Source organism: Psychroflexus salis, assembly GCF_014640175.1.
GTDB lineage: Bacteria > Bacteroidota > Bacteroidia > Flavobacteriales > Flavobacteriaceae > Psychroflexus > Psychroflexus salis.
In genome coordinates, this window is record NZ_BMGL01000009.1 from 36848 (window position 1) to 57531 (window position 20684).

General features: G+C 33.3%; 13 protein-coding genes. 5 read left to right on the top strand and 8 right to left on the bottom strand.

All coding sequences use genetic code 11. From position 1 onward, the window contains the following. Nucleotides 1-35 precede the first annotated feature (35 nt). Both IEV63_RS08490 and IEV63_RS08495 read left to right on the top strand, forming a co-directional pair. Nucleotides 36-1397: an HTTM domain-containing protein gene (locus tag IEV63_RS08490; RefSeq protein ID WP_188406375.1), complete on the top strand. Its 1362-nt coding sequence runs from the start codon at nucleotides 36-38 to the stop codon at nucleotides 1395-1397. Further along, nucleotides 1387-3870: a TonB-dependent receptor domain-containing protein gene (locus IEV63_RS08495; protein ID WP_229737219.1), complete on the top strand. Its 2484-nt coding sequence runs from the start codon at nucleotides 1387-1389 to the stop codon at nucleotides 3868-3870. Before IEV63_RS08490 ends, IEV63_RS08495 begins: the two co-directional genes overlap by 11 nt. A 172-nt stretch (nucleotides 3871-4042) precedes the next feature. Here IEV63_RS08495 and IEV63_RS08500 read toward each other — a convergent pair whose 3' ends face one another. After that, a complete protein-coding gene (locus IEV63_RS08500) occupies nucleotides 4043-4516 on the bottom strand; it encodes an OsmC family protein (protein WP_188406376.1) in 474 nt (157 codons plus the stop codon). A 161-nt stretch (nucleotides 4517-4677) separates the two neighbouring features. Then, nucleotides 4678-6570, bottom strand: coding sequence for a M61 family metallopeptidase (locus tag IEV63_RS08505; protein WP_188406377.1), 1893 nt, complete (start codon nucleotides 6568-6570; stop codon nucleotides 4678-4680). A gap of 197 nt (nucleotides 6571-6767) precedes the next feature. Between IEV63_RS08505 and IEV63_RS08510 the strand changes: the two genes are divergently transcribed. Together IEV63_RS08510 and IEV63_RS08515 are read left to right on the top strand one after the other, a co-directional pair. Next, on the top strand, nucleotides 6768-7100 hold the full coding sequence (locus tag IEV63_RS08510; RefSeq protein WP_188406378.1) for a hypothetical protein: 333 nt from the start codon (nucleotides 6768-6770) through the stop codon (nucleotides 7098-7100). 83 nt (nucleotides 7101-7183) lie between these two features. Next, nucleotides 7184-9493 (top strand): TonB-dependent receptor domain-containing protein, encoded by a 2310-nt coding sequence (locus IEV63_RS08515; protein WP_188406379.1) that lies wholly within the window; start codon nucleotides 7184-7186, stop codon nucleotides 9491-9493. Between the two features lie 391 nt (nucleotides 9494-9884). On the opposite strand, the gene IEV63_RS08520 is transcribed toward IEV63_RS08515, so the two are convergent. Next, nucleotides 9885-13337, bottom strand: coding sequence for a pyruvate carboxylase (locus IEV63_RS08520; RefSeq protein ID WP_188406380.1), 3453 nt, complete (start codon nucleotides 13335-13337; stop codon nucleotides 9885-9887). A 184-nt stretch (nucleotides 13338-13521) separates the two neighbouring features. Here IEV63_RS08520 and IEV63_RS08525 point away from each other — a divergent pair, with 184 nt between their 5' ends. Then, the gene (locus IEV63_RS08525; RefSeq protein ID WP_188406381.1) at nucleotides 13522-14628 is read left to right on the top strand and encodes an alkene reductase; all 1107 of its coding nucleotides are present in this window, start codon (nucleotides 13522-13524) and stop codon (nucleotides 14626-14628) included. 69 nt (nucleotides 14629-14697) lie between these two features. On the opposite strand, the gene IEV63_RS08530 is transcribed toward IEV63_RS08525, so the two are convergent. The 5 genes from IEV63_RS08530 to pheT all read right to left on the bottom strand — a co-directional run bounded on the left by IEV63_RS08530 (nucleotide 14698) and on the right by pheT (nucleotide 20636). Further along, nucleotides 14698-15135, bottom strand: a complete 438-nt coding sequence (locus IEV63_RS08530) for a DUF4168 domain-containing protein (protein ID WP_188406382.1) — start codon at nucleotides 15133-15135, stop codon at nucleotides 14698-14700. 111 nt (nucleotides 15136-15246) lie between these two features. After that, nucleotides 15247-16032 carry a nucleoside triphosphate pyrophosphohydrolase gene (mazG, locus tag IEV63_RS08535; RefSeq protein ID WP_188406383.1) on the bottom strand — a complete coding sequence of 262 codons (786 nt, stop codon included), beginning with the start codon at nucleotides 16030-16032 and terminating at the stop codon, nucleotides 15247-15249. 1 nt (nucleotide 16033) lies between these two features. Next, entirely contained in the window at nucleotides 16034-17263 is a 1230-nt protein-coding gene (gene lysA / locus IEV63_RS08540) for a diaminopimelate decarboxylase (RefSeq protein ID WP_188406384.1), read from the bottom strand. 130 nt (nucleotides 17264-17393) lie between these two features. Continuing rightward, entirely contained in the window at nucleotides 17394-18107 is a 714-nt protein-coding gene (locus IEV63_RS08545) for a hypothetical protein (RefSeq protein ID WP_188406385.1), read from the bottom strand. A gap of 105 nt (nucleotides 18108-18212) precedes the next feature. After that, entirely contained in the window at nucleotides 18213-20636 is a 2424-nt protein-coding gene (gene pheT, locus IEV63_RS08550) for a phenylalanine--tRNA ligase subunit beta (RefSeq protein ID WP_188406386.1), read from the bottom strand. Nucleotides 20637-20684: the final 48 nt, after the last annotated feature.

Below are 20684 nucleotides of genomic sequence, written 5' to 3' on the forward strand. Positions count from 1 at the left end.
CCGATAACTATTTAATAATCTTTTAGCCTATTTACTTGAACAAACAAATTCTCAATTACTTAACAACTCCTATAAAAGCCGCTCCACTAGCGGTTTTTAGAGTTATATTTGGACTCTTAATGCTTTACACGACTTTGCGTTTTGTAGGGCAAGGATGGGTAGAAAAATATTACATAGTACCTCAATTTCATTTTAAATATTATGGATTTGAATTTGTAGAATCCTTAGGGGTTTATACCTATTTGCTTTATCTAATATCCTTTTTAGCAGCCATTGGGGTTACAATTGGTTATAAATATAGGTTATCTATTTTAATTTTCTTTTTGAGTTTTACCTACTGCGAACTCATTGACAAAACTTACTACCTCAATCACTATTACTTTGTGAGTATTATAAGTTTTTTGCTAATCTTTTTGCCGGCTAACGCCTATTTTTCAATTGATGCTTTCCAGAATAAAAAAATAGCTTTTCATAAAATTCCGCGTTACAATATTTTTGTAATTCAATTCATGTTAAGCATAGTTTACTTTTATGCAGGATTAGCTAAAATAAATTCAGAATGGTTATTCAACGCCATGCCACTTAAAATTTGGTTACCATCGCGTTATGATTTACCTGTTTTAGGTCAACTATTTCAACTGGAATGGGTACATTATGTTATGAGTTGGAGCGGAATGCTATATGACTTACTTATTCCTTTTTTATTGTTCAATAAGCGCACAAGAACATTTGCTTTCGTTTTAGTAGTTGTTTTTCATGTGATGACTCGCGTTTTATTTCCAATAGGCATTTTCCCATATGTAATGATTTGTGCGACACTCATCTTTTTTGATGCTTCATTTCACGAAAAAATTATCACATTTATTCGAAAGTCTTTCAATTTAAAAAACACACAAGAGCAAGCTGTATTAGAATGGAAACCAAGCTTTAGGAAAAAGACATTAGCCGTTTTTTTTATTGTTTTTTTCAGTTTTCAATTGGTGTTCCCATTTAGGTATTTGCTTTATTCAGACGAATTGTTCTGGACCGAAGAAGGTTACCGATACTCTTGGAGAGTTATGCTGATGGAAAAAGGTGGTTATGTTCAATTTAAAGTGGTAAATCCAACTACGGATAAATGGTTTTATGTAGAGAATCAAAATTTCTTAACGGAATACCAACAAAAACAAATGCGCATACAAGCAGACTTAATTTTAGAATTTGCTCATTATTTAGAAGATTACTACCAAGAAAAAGGGATTTCGAACCCAGAAATTTATGTGGATAGTTTTATTGCCTTAAATGGAAGAACTAGTAAACGCTACATAGATCCTAATGTAGATCTCACAAAAGTAAAAGACACTTGGCAACACAAAAATTGGATTTTACCTTTTAATGAAAAGATTTATGGTTTTTAAACAACTAATTATATTTTTTAGTGTGTTTACTGTATTTGGTATGCATGCTCAATTTTCACTACAAGGTAAAATTCTTAACAAAGAGAATAAAAAACCGATGGAAAATGTTCAGGTTTGGGATACCTTTTCTGGCAATACGAGCTTAAGTGATGCCAATGGAAATTTTAAATTTGAAAATTTAAAAGCTGGTCAACATACATTTGTTTTCTTAATTGATAACTATTCTTATGATGAAAAAACGATTGACTTGCAAAATGATAGCCAAAGAACATTTATATTAAACCAATCTATTAATTTATCTGAAGTTGTTGTGCAAGCCAAAAAAAGAGAGCTTTTTCAGCTAAGAAGGCTTAAAGACGTAGAAGATTTGCAAATCAATGCCGGTAAAAAAACAGAAGTTGTGCTTGTTGGACAAATGATTGGAAATAAATCGAATTCTAATGCACGACAGGTTTTTGCTCAAGTAGCTGGACTAAATATTTATGAAAGTACAAACTGTGGCTTACAACTTTCCATTGGTGGTCGTGGTTTGGACCCAAACAGAACATCTAACTTTAACACCCGGCAAAATGGCTACGACATCAGTGCAGATGTACTTGGTTATCCAGAAAGTTATTATACTCCGCCAGCAGAAGCTTTACAAGAAATACAAATTATTAGAGGAGCGGCTTCACTACAATACGGAACTCAATTTGGTGGTTTAATTAATTTCAAATTAAAATCGCCTTCCACAAAAGACTTGGAAATAGTGAGCAGACAATCTTTTGACACCAATTGTGGTTATTCTACCTTCAACAGCTTTAGTGGCACGAATGGTAAATTTAGTCATTACACCTATGTTAATTATAAAAACAATATAGGAATGGCTCCTAGAGAAAATATGAGTCTTGAATCGTTTAATGCCTATACAAACCTCAACTACCAATTTAATGAAAAGACCAAAGTAGCTTTAGAATACACGCACTTAAGTTACCTTGCTCAGCAAGCTGGAGGACTTACCGATGTACAATTTTACGAAGATGCTACATTTAGCAATCGAACTCGAAACTGGTTTCGGGTAAACTGGAATTTATTAACTGCAAAATTCAATTACCAACTATCCAAAAAAAGTAAAATTAGCCTGATAGCTTGGGGTATGAATTCTTCTAGAGATGCTATTGGTTTTAGAACCGATCGAGTATCGCAACTAGATAACTTGTCTGAACCACGAGATTTAGAACGTGGTGATTTTGTAAATTGGGGAGCAGAATTTAGATACTTAACAGAATACAAAATCGATTCTAAGATAAACTCTACTTTACTGCTTGGAACTAAATATTACCATGCTAGGAATGCGCAAAGGCAAGGACCTGGAACAAGAGATGCTGAAGCCAATTTCAATTTTGTAGATTATCCCGTAGCTGAATTACCAACAGAATTAAGGCAATCTGATTTTGATTTTCCCAACTTGAACTTAGCTGTTTTTGGTGAAAATATTTTTTACATCAACGACCAACTTTCTGTAACACCAGGATTTAGATTAGAATATATTAAAACCGAAGCAAATGGCACCTACCGTGCTGTAAATAGCGATTTAGCTGGAAATGCATTGCAAGATTCTACTTTTGTAGACCAGCGTTCTCGAGAACGCGTGATTCTTTTAGGTGGTTTAGGCATAAGCTATAAACCTAAACAATTTGCAGAAGTATATGCTAATATTTCTAGAAACTACCGCTCTGTTACCTTTAACGATATTAGAATAATTAATCCTTCATTTCAAGTTGATCCAAATATAAAAGATGAAGATGGATTTACTGCTGATTTTGGTTTTCGTGGTCGCTTCAATAATGTTATTTCCTATGATGCTAATGTTTTTGGAATTTGGTACGAAGATATTATTTCTGAAGTACAACGAGTAGGTACCCGAATTAATGCTTTTGGTGAAGAAGTTCCGGCAGGAAGAGTGGTTCGCTATAGAAGTAATATTGGAAATGCATTGATTTATGGATTAGAAAGTCTAGTAGACTGGAACATTAAAGAAAGTTTTTTTAAAAATGAAAAAGAACTTCGACTGAATTATTATGTAAATCTTGCGCTAACTCAATCTATTTTTACACAATCTGAAGAACCTGGCGTAAAAGATAATGAGCTGCCATTTGTGCCTAATATTAATTTAAGAACTGGATTAAAAGCCGGTTATAAAAATTTTCTAGTTGATATTCAGTATTCTTATCTTTCAGAACAATTTACAGACGCCACCAATGCACCGCAGGATTTAAACGACAACCAAAGTGGGATTATAGGGAGTATTCCTGCTTATGGAGTTTTTGACCTATCTTTTTCCTATCGTTACCAAAAGTGGACGCTAGAAACCGGTGTGAATAATCTTCTGAATGAAATCTATTTTACTCAACGTGCTACCGGTTATCCAGGTCCGGGAATTATACCTGCTTTACCACGAAGTTTTTATGCAACTCTACAATACAAATTCTAGTATTTTTTTGTTGAGCTTTAGTATTCATGAATTTTATTTTTACTTGAATTCAACAGATAAATGCAACTTTTAGATTTGAAGTTTTAAGTTAATTTTTCAAAACGGCTTCAAAAAAAAACTCCAGTATTAAATAAAAATCAATACTGGAGTTGAATAAAAAGTTCAATTGGTATTATAAGACCATTTCTTTTTGAAGGATGGATATTTTTGGAAACATATTCACTTCAGATTTTACAGAATTTGAAATTAAGTAAGCTTTTTTAGCTTTATCTAATACCTTTTTAGCTTTTTCAATTTGTGTTTCGTCTTCCAAAATAACTTCAGGAAAAAGTTGAATTTCACGCATGGCAAATCGACCATCAACCTTATCTAAGATACCTTTAGATTTACATTTAAAGCTCTTAAAGTTTAACTTTGAATGTTCTGCAACGGCTAAAAAAGTAGTCATTAAACAACTACTTACAGCAGAAGTAAACAAATGTTCTGGCGACCATGTATGTGGAATACCGCCTGGGAATTGAGTTGGTGTGGCCACTTCAATCTCGTTGGTTTTGTTTTCTGTTACATTATGTAGCTCTGGTGAATACATTTTACCTTTTCTGGTATTCATCCATTCTATTTCAACATTATATTCGTGATCAATCATGATATTTATTTTAGCCTGTAAAAGTAGATTGAAACCCAGAAAGCTTATATGACTAAACTCATGCTTCTTTGATTTTTATAATATTTCAAATAAAAAACCCGTAATGAACAAATCATTACGGGTTTTTAATATTTCAAATACATTTTGAAAAAGCTATAAAGCTACTGGTTTAACCAAGCTTTACGAACTGCAATTTGTTCTGCTGTAGCATGTTCATCTTCAACGATAGATTCTGAAACCGCCATTGGTTTAGTAAGAGTGGTTTCGATTACAATAGCTTCTCCATCGCGGTCAAGCTCCATACTAATATCTTGACCTGCTTGCCAGCTGTACATCATTCCTATTATTTGTTGTGCGTTTGCTAAGGTTAATTCTGAACCATTTACTTTTTTAATTACATCACCAACTTCGATGTTTTGCGATTTCCAAAATGAATTATTTAAAGCATTCTCTTGAAAGAAAATCTCTCCTTTTTGTGGGTTGGCATCAAAAATAATGTTTTGACCGCCAGAGAAAATAAAATTAGTTTCAACTTCTTTTTCAGCTTTTGTTAAACCTACCATTTCAAAAAATTCATCATAATTTATAGGAGTCTCACCTTCTACATGTGTTCTTAAAAACTCACCCACACTTGGGTAAGTCATTTCAGTAATTTCAGTGATTAATTGATCATCTTCAAAAGGTTGGTCTACACCATATTTATTCGATAATTCTTTCATTAAAGATAACATACTACGTTCGCCGTTACTTTCTTTCTGCATTAAAATGTCGATACACATACCGATTAATGCGCCTTTCATATACACATTATAATAGTTTGAAGCATAAGGTTCTTCTAATACATTTTCACTCATTACGGTAAAGCTCATGCTGTCATCAAGATTTTTCGATGTCATGATTTTATCGTTAATGGTATTATAGAATTCTTCAGGCTCTACTAAACCTTTGTAAACTTGAAAATGCTGAGCAAAATATTCGGTTACCCCTTCATACATCCACAAATGCTTAGAGAAAGTTGGCTCATTATAATCAAAATAATGAACGTCTTCAGAATGTACAGAAAGTGGAGTTACAATATGAAAAAACTCGTGTGCAATAACATCAATCATCGTTCCTTTTAAACTTTCTAATGGCATATTTTCACTAAATACAGCAACAGTAGATGTTTGGTGTTCTAAAGCTCCAAAACCTTTAGGAGAATCTTCTTTACCTTCAGATAAATATACATAAATATCATATCGAGATGTCGTATTAATTTCGCCTAAATATGCTTTTTGAGCTTCCATCATTTCAAAAACAGTTTCTTTTAAGCTTTCTGCTGTATGAGTTTTATTAGGTGAAAACAAACTCAAAACAATTTTAATATCGCCTACCATAAATTCTTCAACATCTAAATCACCATACATCATAGGGTTATCTGTAATGTCAAAATACCTTGGTGCCAAATAACTAGTGGTTATTGTGTTACCATCTTCGCTAGCTTTTTCTCCTGTACTTTGTAAAGCAGAAGTTCTGTCAAAAGAAGCTGGTGCAGTAACATCTAAGGTATACTGGTTGCTTTTTAATTCATCAAAATAACCAATAAAGCCGTGTAAGTTTAAAACATAATTATCAGGTTCAATATTTGTTCCTGCTGGAGAAAATGGTTGCTCTCCGCCTATTCCACCACTGGTTTCAATATCGTAAGTATCGTTTACATAATAGGTGATTTTATCCAAATTTTTAGCTCCGACAATCGTCCACGTATTATTACCAGATTTGGTAGCATTTAGACTATTTCCTTCATAATCTATAGCTGTAAAATCGTCTACATATTTACCAAAATCGCTTACTGAATAAGTTCCTTGTATTACTCTTGGCAATCTGTAGGTTACGGTATCTTGGGTAAAACGACCAGGATTAACAATAACCGGAACCCTGTCTTCACTAACAGCGGTAAGGTCTAAAGCTGTTTTAATAGGTGTGTTTACTGCTAAATCGTCTGTTTTAGATTTTGTAGCATCACAGGCTACTAATAAAAATCCTAGACTTAAAATACTTAATATTTTTCTCATAATTATTTATTCGATTTCTGTATAAGTCGCTATGGCTCCTAAAATGTTACAGCAAAATAGATGAATTTTCAAGTGAAATTCAAAACAAAATTTTATCCAAGAATATTGGGAATGTGACTTAAATCACATTTAAACAAAGACTGTAATGTTATTTTTGTAAAGTGAGTTTTCAGCTAAAAATATATACTTTTTTGTTTATGTTCATTATTACAATGAGCACACTAAAGCAATCTTTCTTTTTTGGCTACTATATTGTATTTACCGAAAACTTTATAGAAAACTTTTGCGAAAACAAAGATAAACCTGAATTAGAGTGCGACGGAAAATGTTTTTTAAGCGATTTAATTGATCGGAATAATTCAGATTCAGTTGAAATTCCGCCTTATATCGAAAATCAATTAGTGCTTTTTTATCAAGAAAATGAAACGGCAAGTTTTCAGTTTATAACTTTACCGCATTCTTTATTTAACTACTCTAATAACTATCAATTCGACTATTCGAGTTTTAATTTTAAACCACCCAATGTGTAATAACTCCTTTTCTATTTCTGTTTTCGTAAACTAAGTTTACGAAAACCTACACACATTTATTTTAAAATTAAAACAAGAAAACAATGAAACTAATTTCATTTATACTACTTGTATTTGCCTTTTTGCAGGTAAATGCACAAGAAAAAGAGTACCAAATATTCAACCAAGAGACCAATCAAATCATAGCCAACAGTGTTATTTATCTAACCCAATCTAATCAACAAATTGAATCTGGTTTAGATGGGAAATTTACAATTGACTTCAATAACAAAAAGCAAATTAAAATTCATGTAATTTCTTTAGGATACGAAAGTTTGCACACTACTTTAAAAGCAAATGATTCCGATAAAACACTATTCCTAATTCCTTTAGAAAACCAACTTCCAGAAGTTTTAATTTCAGGAAGCATTTTCAAGGATCCGGTAATGAACATAACAACACCAGATTTAACTGAAAAAGTAACCCAACCCAAAAATGTAACAGATTTATTTAAAAATATCAATGGATTTGGTTTAATTAAACGTGGAAATTACGCCATCGACCCTTCTTTTCGAGCTGCCCAATATGAGCAATTAAACATACAATACGATAATGGAACAAAGGTAATGCATGCCTGCCCAAACCGAATGGACCCGATTACTACCCACGTAATTCCTGAAGACATTTCGAAAATTGAAGTAATTCGCGGACCGTATTCTATGCGATACGGAGCAAGCTTTGGTGGTATTATTAACATGGTTTCTAAACAACCTGAACTAGGAGATTATGGATTTTCTGGAAATGTTTCTTCAGGTTACGAAACCAATGGTAACGCTTTAGTAAATATGCTTCGGTTGCAATTTGCCAAAGAAAAATTTGATGTAGTTGGCATGTATGGATACCGCGATTTTGGTAATTATGAAGACGGTGCTAACCGAGAAATTCCATCCTCCTTTAGAAGCATCGATTACAGTTTACGCTTAGGCTATAATTTTAGCACAAATGAGCGACTGCAGTTGCATTGGCGACAATCTTTTGGTCGAGATGTGCTTCATGCAAGTTTACCCATGGATTCAGATTTCGACGATTCATCTATCATTTCCATAGATTATTACAAAAAACAAATGCAAGGAAAATTAAAAGGAATTCAAGCTAAAGTTTACTTTTCGTATGTAGACCACTTAATGAGTAATACCAGAAGAAGTAATTTTGCAGCTGCAGAAGCATTTACTCCAGTTGAAGCTACCACGGCAGGTGGAAGATTTGAACTAGAATGGGAATTAGCCGAAAAATGGAATTTATTTACTGGTACCGATGCTTTATTAATTAGCCGAGATGGTGTTCGCAACCGCTTGGTAAAACTAAACATGATGGGCGTTCCGCTTGAAAACCCTATGGCTTTTACCGATAAAATATGGCAAGATTCTTACATTAACGATTATGGTGTTTTTGCCCAAAGCAAATATCAGATTAATAATTCTACTATTTTAAATGCAGGTATTCGTTACGATTTGGTGCAATCTGAAAGCCGAGACCCCGAAACAGATTTTACTGAATATTATCCCAACTTAAGCCAACGATCCGAACATAATTTTAGCGGAAGTATTTCTGCAAAAAAAATGCTAAACAATAATCATCAACTTGAATTAGCTTATGGTCGTGGAGTTCGATCTGCGAATATGATTGAACGATTTATCAATCATTTTCAAGTTGGCCAAGACCCTTTTGAATATATTGGAAATCCAAATTTAGATGCAGAAATTAATAATCAATTTGAAATTGCTTACAAGGGGAAAAAGAAACTTGGCAAAAACATCAATACCATAAATTGGAGTGCAGCTGTATATTATTCCTATTTTGAAAATTACATCGTTGCATTAATCGATGAAACTAAAACCAGAAAGTTTATGCCTAATCAAGAACCCATTCACCCTAAAGTGTTTCGAAACTTAAATGAAGCATATAAAACTGGATTTGAAGCAGGTTTTGGAATTCAATTTTTAAACAATTTTAATTTTAATGCAGATTTAGCCTACGTATATGCTAGAAATCAAGATTTAAATGAATCCTTACCGCTCACACCTCCTTTACGAACTAGCTTTAGTTTACAATACAGCAAAGGTAAGTTTTGGGCAGGCACTGACTTAAGACTGGTTAGCGAGCAAAGTGATTTAGCTAGCTCATTTGGTGAAAATAAAAACACTCCAGCTTATGAGTTACTAGATTTTAGATTAGGTTACGAAATTGTATCAAATTTGAACTTAGGAGCAGCGGTACTAAATATATTTAACAAACAATACTACGACCACCTAAACTTTGCATTTAGAAATCAAGCCGATGCAGGATTAAATGGAATGGAACGGCTTACCGATCCGGGTAGAAACTTTACGTTTTTTATAAAGTATGGATTTTAAAAAATGTATCTTTAAATGTATACTTTCGAAACTTATACCGAATGTTAATAAAAGTTTTTTCTGTACAAAGGGAGTCTTTAAAATACAAGCTAACAAAAGTCTACCACATCGGTATAAATGAGTTAAGTATAAATTGATAATTTACAACACAAAAGTCTAGTTGGTTTTAACCACCTAGGCTTTTGTATGTAAAAAACGTATTGATTAATTTATTTTTTGGATAGTTTGCTTCAAATGGAAAACAACGCGCGTTGCGAGTGCTAAGTTGTGTTTATCTTTTTTTGATATTTTTAGTATTGAAAATTGAATGTTTTTTTTGTGAGTTAAATAACCACGCTTTAGGATAATAAAAGTTTTCAACCAGCTAAAATCACATTGTACACATAAAAGCTTATTTTAAACGCAATACCATATCTTCTGCAAAAACCATGACACCAGATGGCAGAATAACTTCTTCAACTTCTCCAGATGTATTGGCTGTTACTGTAGTTTCCATTTTCATGGCTTCAATTACAAATAAAGCTTGATTTTTTTCAATTTTATCGCCTTTACTTACCAAAATTTGGGTCAACGAACCTTGTAGGGGTGCACCAATATGTTTCGCATTATTTTTATCGATTTTTTGATGCTGAACTTTTTCTACTTTAATGCTTTCATCGCGAATTAAAACCGTTCGGGTTTGCCCATTTACTTTAAAAAATACGGTTTTAAATCCATCATTGTCAACTTCGCCAAAGGAAACAAAAGTGATTAACAAGGTTTTACCACGGTCTAATTCCACTACAATTTCTTCACCAGGCTCCATTCCATAAAAGAAATTCTTGGTAGGTAAATTGAACACGTTTCCATACTTTTCATGGTTTTCGTAAGCATCTTTAAAAACCTTTGGATATAATTTATAGGATAAAAAATCAGTAATTTCTAATTGCCGATCCATTCCATCTGCAAATTCTTTTTGAAAAGCTTTAAATTCTTTATCAAAATCGATAGGTTCCAAATGTGCGTTCGGTCGATCGGTATAAGGCTGTTCTCCTTTTAAAATAATCTTCTGAATTTTCTCAGGAAATCCACCAACCGGCTGACCTAAATCGCCTTTAAAGAAATTAATTACCGATTGTGGAAAAGACAAGCTTTCACCTTTTTCCAACACATCTTCAATACTCAAGTTATTGCTTACTAAATACTGCGCCATATCGCCCACCACTTTTGAGCTTGGCGTAACTTTAATAATATCGCCAAACAACAGATTAACTTTCGCATACATATCGGTTATTTCATGAAAGCGATCTGCCAATCCGAGCGATTCAGCTTGTGGTTTTAAGTTAGAGTATTGTCCGCCTGGAATTTCATGTTTATACACTTCTCCACTTCCGGATTTTAAGCCAGATTCAAATGGATAATAAAAAGTTCTGACTTGTTCCCAGTAAATGGAATATTCATTCAATTTTTCCAAATTCATTGGATTTTCTCGCTTGTGGTACTTCATCACTTCTGCAAACGCGTTGAAATTAGGCTGAGAAGTTAGGCCAGACAATCCACCCAAAGCCACATCTACCGCATCAACACCGGCTTCAACCGCATTTAAATAAGTAGAAGCTTGCATAGAAGTGGTGTCGTGTGTATGCAAATGAATAGGAATGTTGATTTCTGACTTTAATGCGGTAATCAATTCGGTAGCAGCTTTTGGTTTTAGCAAGCCTGCCATATCTTTAATGGCTAAAATATGTGCACCTGCATTTTCTAAATCTTTAGCAAGTTGTACATAATATTTTAATGTATATTTTTCTCGTTTTAGATCTAGAATATCTCCCGTGTAGCACATGGCAGCTTCTGCCAAACCTTTGGTGTTTTTTCGAACATGTTGAATGCAAGGTTCAATAGATTGCATCCAATTTTGCGAATCGAATATTCTGAAAATATCCACTCCATTCTCCCAAGATTCGCTTACAAATTTTTCGATTAAATTATCTGGATATGCAGTGTAGCCAACACCATTAGACCCACGCAATAACATTTGAAGTAACATATTGGGCATGGCTTTTCTAAGTATGCGCAAGCGTTCCCAAGGATTTTCATACAAAAATCGCATACAAACATCGAAAGTAGCACCGCCCCAAACTTCCATAGAAAAAACTTCTGGATGGTTTTTAGCAAAGCCTTCGGCTACTTTTTGCATATCGTAAGTTCGCATTCGGGTAGCTAACAAACTTTGGTGAGCATCCCGCATGGTCGTATCGGTAAACTGAATTTTATTTTCGTGCTTCAACCAATCGGCAAAAGCTTCTGGACCTAATTCTGTTAATTTATTTTTTGTTCCTTTTGGGAAATCTCCCTTCACATCAAATTTAGGTACAACTGGTTTCAGAAACTTAGCATCAGGATTTTTCTGTTTAACATTTGGATTTCCATTAACGCTTACGTCTCCTAAGAAAGTTACTAATTTTGTTGCACGATTTCTTGGTTCTTTAATTTCAAAAAGTGCTGGTGTGTTTTTAATATAATTCACCGTTACTTTTCCATCTCGAAAAGTTTGATCTTTTAAAATGTTATCGAGAAAAGCAATATTGGTTTTTACCCCACGTACTCTAAATTCAGCTAAAGCACGACGCATTTTTTTACAAGCATCGTCTAGAGTTCGGCTGCTCGCAGAAATTTTAACCAACATAGAATCAAAAAAAGGAGAAATTGTTGCTCCTTGATAAATGCTACCAGCATCTAGCCGAATACCAAAACCAGAAGCACTTCGGTAAGTAGTGATGGTTCCATAATCGGGTTTAAAGTCGTTTTTAGGATCTTCGGTTGTAATTCTACATTGCACAGCAAAACCATTAACTTCTAATTGTTCCTGACTTTCGATATTAATTTCTGGGCTATTCAAAGGATAATCTGCAGCAATATACAATTGAGTTTTAATTAAATCTACACCTGTAACTACTTCAGTAACGGTATGTTCAACCTGTATTCTTGGGTTTACTTCAATAAAATAAACGCTTCCATCATCGTCGACCAAAAATTCTACGGTACCAACATTATTGTAATTTACGGCTTTACAAATTTTTACCGCATAAGCATATAATTTTTCTTTTAAATCATGGCTTAAGCCATAGGATGGAGCCAACTCAATTACCTTTTGATAACGGCGTTGTACAGAGCAATCTCTTTCGAAAAGATGTACTGTTTTACCGTGGTTGTCGGCCACTATTTGCACTTCAATGTGTTTAGGATTCTCAACAAATTTTTCTAAAAAAACAGTTTCATCTCCAAATGCATTTTTCGCTTCCCGTTTAGATTCGGCATAGGCATTTTTTAGTTCGTATATACTTCTTAAAACACGCATACCTCGACCGCCACCGCCAGATGCAGCTTTCAACATTAACGGAAAACCAATTCGATTGGCTTCATCGGTAGCATCTTGAAGTGTAGTTAAATCCTTTTTGTTCGATTCTATAATAGGAATATCGTTTTCAATGGCCACTTTCTTCGCCATAATTTTATCGCCTAAAGATTCTAAAACAGAAACTTTTGGACCCACGAATATGATATCATTTTCGGCACAAGCTTTTGCAAATTTTGCATTTTCAGAAAGAAAACCATAACCAGGATGTATGGCATCTACTCTATTTTGTTTGGCAACACGAATAATTTCATCAATATTTAAGTAAGGTTTTAAAGGTTCTTCTTCGGCACCAACTTGGTAAGACTCGTCGGCTTTATATCGGTGGAGCGAATAGCGGTCTTCAAAAGTATAGATCCCGACTGTACGAATGCCCATTTCGGTGCAGGCTCTAAAAATTCGAATAGCGATTTCTCCACGGTTAGCAACAAGTACTTTTTTAATGTTCATTATAGTGTTTTTAATTTGAAATGGAATTTCTTAAAAATATAAATTATTATTCAACAATGGGAATAAAAGGCTTTAATTGAAAGTAAACTTTAACAAGATGCGCCATCGAATAATAGTTTAGGTATTATTAAAGCTTTAACGCAGATGGTTTATTTGAAGCTTTACTTTTGCGAAAAAACATACTATGCAATACAAACAAGCTTTACTAGAACCAATTCAATTAGGTGCCTTACAACTAAAAAACAGAGTTATTATGGCACCTATGACGCGAAGCAGAGCAGATAATAAAGATAATGTTCCAACAGATTTACATGCAGAATATTATAAGCAAAGATCTAGCGCAGGTTTAATTATTTCGGAAGGTTCGCAAGTTTCTGAACGTGCCATAGGTTATATTAATACTCCAGGGATTCATACTGAAAAACAAGTAGAAGGCTGGAAAAAAGTAACCAAAGCGGTTCACGATGAAGGCGGACTTATTTTTATACAACTCTGGCATGTTGGAAGAATTTCTCATCCCGATTTTCATCATGGAGAAAAACCTTGGGCACCAAGTGCTATTAATCCAAATGCACAATCTTTTACTCCAGAAGGACTAAAAGATACGGTTACGCCACACGAAATGACTATCGATGAAGTAAAAAAAACCGTTCAAGAATTTAAAGCAGCAGCTAAATTTGCAGCAGATGCCAATTTCGATGGTGTTGAAATTCATGCTTCTAATGGTTATTTATTTCATCAATTCTTTAATAACTCTTCTAACCAACGAACAGACGAATATGGTGGAAGCCTAGAAAATAAAACGCGCTTTTTATTTGAAGTTTTAGATGCTGTAAAAGTATTTATTCCAGAAAACAGAATTGGTATTCGGTTAAACCCTTCGTTACATGGAATTTTTGGTATGGAAGCCGATGAAGAAACCATTCCTACCTTTGAATATATTGTAAAAAAATTAAACGATTATGATTTAGCGTATTTACACTTATCTGAACCATTTAACGATGTTAGTGAATACGATTTTTTGGTAGACAACATCGCCGAACATTTTAGACCTTTATATAACGGAAATTTAATGATTAATGCTGGCTTTAATCGTGAAAGTGGAAATGAAGTAATCGAAAACAAAAAAGCAGATTGTGTTGCTTTTGGCAAGCCATATATATCTAATCCAGATTTGGTTGAGCGTTTTGAAGCTAAAGCAAAACTTACAGATTGGGATGAAGTCACCTTTTATACGCCAGGAAAAAAAGGTTACACAGACTATAATAAATTACCTGTAAACCAAGAATAATACATATTTGATGTATAAAAAAAGCTCGCTAATAGCGAGCTTTTTTTATTTAGGCGTATTTCTTAGTGATTATTGACCTTGAAGGCGAGCCATTAACTTTTGTTGCATTTCTGGATCAGTTTGAACTTTTTGGTAGATTTGTTGGTAATCTTCCATAGTTAAACCTTTTTCTTTAATTTTTGCTTCCATCATGCCTTGAAGCTCTTTGTTTTTAGCTTCTAATTTGGTCATTGCAGCAGCGTGTTGTTTCTTCTCTTCGGCAGATGCGTCTGAATCTTGTTGTGGATTTTGTTCTGCTTGATAAATTTCATTAAAACGCTCAGTTGTTAAACCTTCACCTTCAATAATACCAGCCATTTCCATTTGGGCTTTATTGTTTTCTTGTTGGATGGTTTGGAATACTTCAACAAACATATCGAACTTCTTATCAGAAATTTTTTGCTCCTGAGCAAATACTGAAGTTGAACTTAAAGCGATTGCAAATACGAGTGCAAATAATTTTTTCATGATTTATGTTTTATTAATTTTTGGCAATATATTGATTAATATAGCTAAATAAAAACTTGAATAAAAAACTTTATTGTTTTAATGTAATTTTAGGGTTGAAAAGGCTAACTGTTAATTTTTTCTTTCTTTTTGTTTAGCTTCATCCCAAAAAACATCTAAAGCTTTTAAATCTAAGTCTGTAAATTTCAATTTTTTTTCGTTGAGCTTTTCTTCTATGTACTGAAAACGATTTATAAATTTTTTATTGGTACGTTCCAACGCGTTTTCAGGATTGATTTTTAAAAAACGTGCATAATTAATCATAGAAAAAAGAACATCTCCAAACTCAGCTTCCATTTTATCTTGATGATTAGCCTTTACTTCGTCTTGAAATTCGGCTAATTCTTCTTGCAACTTTTCAAATACTTGCTCAGAATGCTCCCAATCAAATCCAACTCCAGCAACTTTATCCTGTATTCGGTTGGCTTTTACCAAAGCTGGTAAAGATTTCGGAACTCCACTTAAAACACTTTTATTCCCTTCTTTTAGTTTAAGTTTTTCCCAATTTTGTTTTACTTCGGCTTCATCTTTAACTTCTACATCTCCATAAATATGTGGATGTCTATTAATTAATTTTTCGCATAAGCTATCACAAACATCAGCAATATCGAAAGCTTTTTTCTCGCTTCCTATTTTTGCATAAAAAACAAGGTGTAAAAGCAAATCGCCCACTTCTTTTTTAACTTCTTGTAAATTACCATCAAGAATAGCATCGCCTAATTCGTAAGTTTCTTCAATAGTTAAGTGGCGTAGACTCTCTAAAGTTTGTTTTCGATCCCATGGACATTTTTCGCGTAAATCGTCCATTATGTCTAGTAATCTTCCAAATGCAGCTAATTTTTCTTCTTTAGTATGCATATTAAACGCTTTCTACAACATTAGTTTCTAAAGAGATTTCAATTTGATTATGAATCAAATCTTCAAAAGTTTCTCTTTTTCTAATTAAATGTGCTTCACCATTATACCATAAAACTTCGGCTGGACGATAACGCGAATTGTAATTACTAGCCATTGAAAAACAGTAAGCACCAGCATTTTTAAAAGCTAAGATATCGCCTTCATTAATTTCTGTAATCATTTTGTTATTTGCAAAAGTATCGGTTTCGCAAATGTAACCTACAACCGAGTAAAATCTTTTTTTGGCATTTGGATTAGATATGTTTTCGATTTCGTGTTTAGAACCATAAAACATAGGACGTATTAAATGGTTAAAGCCAGAATCGATATGAGCAAAAACCGTAGATGTAGTTTGTTTAACTACATTTACTTTAGCTAAAAAGAAGCCGGCTTCACTCACTAAAAATTTACCGGGCTCGAAAGCCAGCGTTAAATCTCTGCCATAAGACTTACAAAATTCGTTAAAACGTTTGCTAAGTTTTTCGCCTAATTCTTCAACGTTGGTTTCAATATCATTTTCATGGTAAGGAACTTTAAACCCGCTACCAAAGTCTAAAAATTCTAAATCTTTAAAATTCTCGGCAGCATCAAATAAAATTTCGGCTGCATGAAGAAAGACTTCAATATCTAAAATATCACTACCAGTATGCATATGAATGCCATTGATGTGCATTCCTGTGTTTTCGACAATACGTAAAATGTGTGGCATTTGGTGAATCGAAATTCCAAATTTAGAATCGATATGTCCTACCGAGATGTTAGTATTACCACCTGCCATTACGTGTGGATTTATACGAATACAAACCGGAACTTTTGGATGTTTTGTTCCAAATTGCTCTAAAATAATTAAGTTATCAATATTAATTTGAACGCCTAATTTTACAGCTTCTTCTAGCTCTTCAACTGAAACACCATTAGGTGTATAAATAATTTTTTGAGCAGGGACACCAGCTTTTATACCCAATTTTACTTCTTGAATAGAAACCGTGTCCAAAGCACTTCCTAAGCTATTAAATAATTTTAAGACTGAAATATTTGAGAGTGCCTTCACGGCGTAATGCAAACGCAAGTGTTTGACTTTTTGAAAAGCATTTTGTAGTCGTTTATACTGCGAAATCATTTTTTCACTGTTGTACACATAAATCGGGCTACCATGCTCCGATGCAATTTTCAATAAGTCTGTTGTTTCCATTGAAGTAAAAATTACTTGATTTGTAAAATAGTTTATAATCTTCTGTTTATAAAGACACGCAAAAGTGCGAAAAGTTTAGTTGTATACATAATAATCAAAAAAAAATCCCGCTCGATGGCGGGATTTTATCTTATGCATTAAAAAACTTACTCCGCCATATTGCTGAATTAAAGTTTTTACCCTTGGCAAAACCATAGTAAAGTGCAATACCACCAACCCATTTAAACATAAAAATAAATAGCAAAAAGAATTCTGTACCTGAATTTTGATCCATAAAAAAGCCTTTGGGCACTAAGTAAGTAAGCAATAAACTTAGGACAAATATGGTAAACATAAAGGTTTCGAAGGTTTTAAATGGCCACATCATTGCTTTACGAAGTGGATGTAAATCTGAACCCCATTTATGAATAAAGTAATAATATCCGTTTCCCATAGGCGCAAATAGCAATGGGTCGTCTGCATTTTCTAACTTAAACAGTTTTGCTGGTGCCATCATTTTAAAGCCATCTAAGCTAATATTGTGCTTTTCTTCTAAAGTCTTAATTTTGGTAATCGCTTCGTAGGGAAGTTTTCCTTTGTATAGTTTAGAATCTAAAAAACGCAATCTATAGTTTACACAAATTTTTTCAATTTGAGTAATATGATAAATTTTATCCGTTTCTATTAAGTCGAATTGAAAAGCATTATGTTTCTCTCCTTCTGCATTTTCAATACGTTGTAAGATAGCTTCGTCGCTTTTATTTGTTTCGCTTAACAGCGCTTCAACTTCAGCTAAAATATGTGTTGTACTAGATTTTTCCCTTACAGCATCTAACCTACTTTTAATATTCGTATTTTCTAGCATAGCATTATTTTTTTCAAATATAAAAGTATGAAGCAAAATACATTATCTACAAATAGAATTTGAATTTTAACGCTTGTTAAGTAAATATTGAAGCAAAAATACTTGTTAACGCAAAACTGCCCCTAATTGATCTTCAAATTGTTTTAAAAATTTGCTCATGGTTTTGTCAATTTGCTTGTCGGTAAGTGTTTTAAAAGCATCTTGAAAAGTAAAACTTACTGCATAACTTTTTTTGCCTTCTGGTAGACTTTTACCTTCATAAACATCGAATAAGTTGACTGACTTCAGAATCTTCTTATCTACTTGATAAGCAATTTCGGTAATCGCATCAAAACGAACCGATTGATCTATAAGCAATGCAAAATCTCTTCGAACACTCGGAAATTTTGGTATTTCTTGAAATACAAAACGATTGTTCTTTGCCAATTTTATAATTAAATCCCAATTAAAATCGGCGTATAAAACTTCTTGTTCTATGCCAAATTCTTTTAAAATAGATTTGTTTACCCTTCCAAAATCGACCAAAACCTTGTCTTTTGTGGAAAGCGCTAAACCTTCTGCAAAAAAACTGAGATTTGTAGTAGCAATTGCTGTGTTTTCGATACCCAATCGCAATAAGATGCTTTCAATAATTCCTTTCAAATAAAAGAAATCTGTATGAATTTGTTGGGTTTTCCAACTTTCTGGATTTTCCATTCCGCTTACAAACAAACTTAAATGTTTGTATTCTTCTCTTTTCTTTTTTTGATGGTACGTTTTTCCGAACTCGAAAAACTTTAGGTCGGAATTTTGTCGGTTTAAATTATAAGCCAAACTTTCTAATCCTGAAAAAAGCATACTTTGGCGTAAAACCGATAAATCTTGACTTAAAGGATTTAAAATCTCAACGTTTTCTGAAGCTGATAAACTTGTTGTGAAATCAGTATATTTAGGCGTGGTTAAAGAATTTGCCATGGTTTCGTAAAATCCTTTAGCTACTAACAATTGTGCAATAACTTGTTGAATTTTATGGTCTTCAAATTTATCTGAAATGGCTACTGAAACATTAAATTTATCATTTAACTTAATGTTGTTATAACCATACACTCTAAGAATTTCTTCAATAACATCTACTTCGCGTTGTACATCTACACGGTAAGCAGGTATGGTTAATCCCATTCCACTTTCTGAAACATTGTTTACTTTAATTTCTAAGGAAGACAAGATGGTTTTAATAATACCAGAATCGATTTCTTCTCCAATAAGTTGATTGATTTTATCGAAGGTTAAAAACACCTGAAAATCCTCTATTTTTTTAGGATAAAAATCATCGATATCACTGCTTATTTTTCCACCTGTTAATTCTTCAATTAAAATGGCAGCTCTTTGCAAGGCATATTCTGTAATGTTCGGATCGATACCACGTTCAAATCGAAAAGATGCATCTGTATTTAAGCCATGTCTTTTTGCTGTTTTCCGGATATTTACAGGATCAAAATATGCGCTTTCTAAAAATATGCTCGATGTAGATTCGGTTACTCCAGAATTAAGGCCACCAAAAACACCTGCAATGCACAAAGGTTTTTTATCATCACAAATCATTAAATCTTCTTCGTGAAGTTCGCGTTCCACTTCATCTAGTGTGGTAAATTTTGTTCCCTTAGGAAGGGTTTTTACAACAATTTTATTTCCTTTAATTTTATCTGCATCGAAAGCATGTAGCGGTTGTCCTAAATCATGCAAGACAAAATTAGTAACATCTACTACATTATTTATGGGTTTTAATCCAATAGCTTTTAATCTATTTCGCAACCAAAGTGGAGATTCTTTTACCTGAATATCGCTGATGGTTAAGCCACAATACCTAGGTGCTAGTTTAGAGTTTTCTACTTTTATATTAATACGTTTGCTTCTATCTTCCACATGAAAACTGCTAACCGGTGCTGTATTAATAGGTGCATTTTTTTCAATTTGAATTAAACCAGCGCGCAAATCGCGAGCTACTCCCCAATGGCTCATGGCATCGGCTCGATTTGGTGTTAAGCCTATTTCAAATACTTTATCGTTTTCAATTTCAAATAATTCATGTAAAGCTGTGCCAGGTTCTACATTTTCATCTAAAACCATAATACCGTCATGGCTGTTACCTAATCCAATTTCATCTTCAGCACAAATCATTCCGTGGCTAGCTTCGCCTCGAATTTTACCTTTTTTAATCTTTAAAGCTTCGCCTTTTTGGTTGTATAAAGTTGTGCCAACAGTTGCCACAGGAACTTTTTGTCCTTTAGCTACGTTGGGTGCACCACAAACAATTTGAAGGTTTTTATCTTCGCCAATACAAACTTCGGTAAGTTTTAAACGGTCTGCATTGGGGTGTTGCTTACATGCAACCACTTCGCCCACAACAATACCTTTTAAACCGCCCTTAACCGATTCGAAATCAGTAATTCCTTCTACTTCCAAACCAAGGTCAGTTAACAACTCTCCTACTCTTTCTGCACTTAGTTTGGTGTTAATAAATTGTTTTAACCAATTGTATGAAATCTTCATTTATTAATATTTAGCAATGCATATTATTAAAAATATACAATTTTAATG

Bases quoted from the DNA above. Each gene is read 5' to 3' on its own strand.
- IEV63_RS08520 (WP_188406380.1), bottom strand. From the start codon at position 13,337: ATGAACATTAAAAAAGTACTTGTTGCTAACCGTGGAGAAATCGCTATT.
- IEV63_RS08530 (WP_188406382.1), bottom strand. From the start codon at position 15,135: ATGAAAAAATTATTTGCACTCGTATTTGCAATCGCTTTAAGTTCAACT.
- pheT (WP_188406386.1), bottom strand. From the start codon at position 20,636: ATGAAGATTTCATACAATTGGTTAAAACAATTTATTAACACCAAACTA.
- IEV63_RS08500 (WP_188406376.1), bottom strand. From the start codon at position 4,516: ATGATTGATCACGAATATAATGTTGAAATAGAATGGATGAATACCAGA.
- IEV63_RS08505 (WP_188406377.1), bottom strand. From the start codon at position 6,570: ATGAGAAAAATATTAAGTATTTTAAGTCTAGGATTTTTATTAGTAGCC.
- IEV63_RS08525 (WP_188406381.1), top strand. From the start codon at position 13,522: ATGCAATACAAACAAGCTTTACTAGAACCAATTCAATTAGGTGCCTTA.
- IEV63_RS08495 (WP_229737219.1), top strand. From the start codon at position 1,387: ATGGTTTTTAAACAACTAATTATATTTTTTAGTGTGTTTACTGTATTT.
- IEV63_RS08545 (WP_188406385.1), bottom strand. From the start codon at position 18,107: ATGCTAGAAAATACGAATATTAAAAGTAGGTTAGATGCTGTAAGGGAA.
- mazG (WP_188406383.1), bottom strand. From the start codon at position 16,032: ATGCATACTAAAGAAGAAAAATTAGCTGCATTTGGAAGATTACTAGAC.
- lysA (WP_188406384.1), bottom strand. From the start codon at position 17,263: ATGGAAACAACAGACTTATTGAAAATTGCATCGGAGCATGGTAGCCCG.
- IEV63_RS08515 (WP_188406379.1), top strand. From the start codon at position 7,184: ATGAAACTAATTTCATTTATACTACTTGTATTTGCCTTTTTGCAGGTA.
- IEV63_RS08510 (WP_188406378.1), top strand. From the start codon at position 6,768: ATGTTCATTATTACAATGAGCACACTAAAGCAATCTTTCTTTTTTGGC.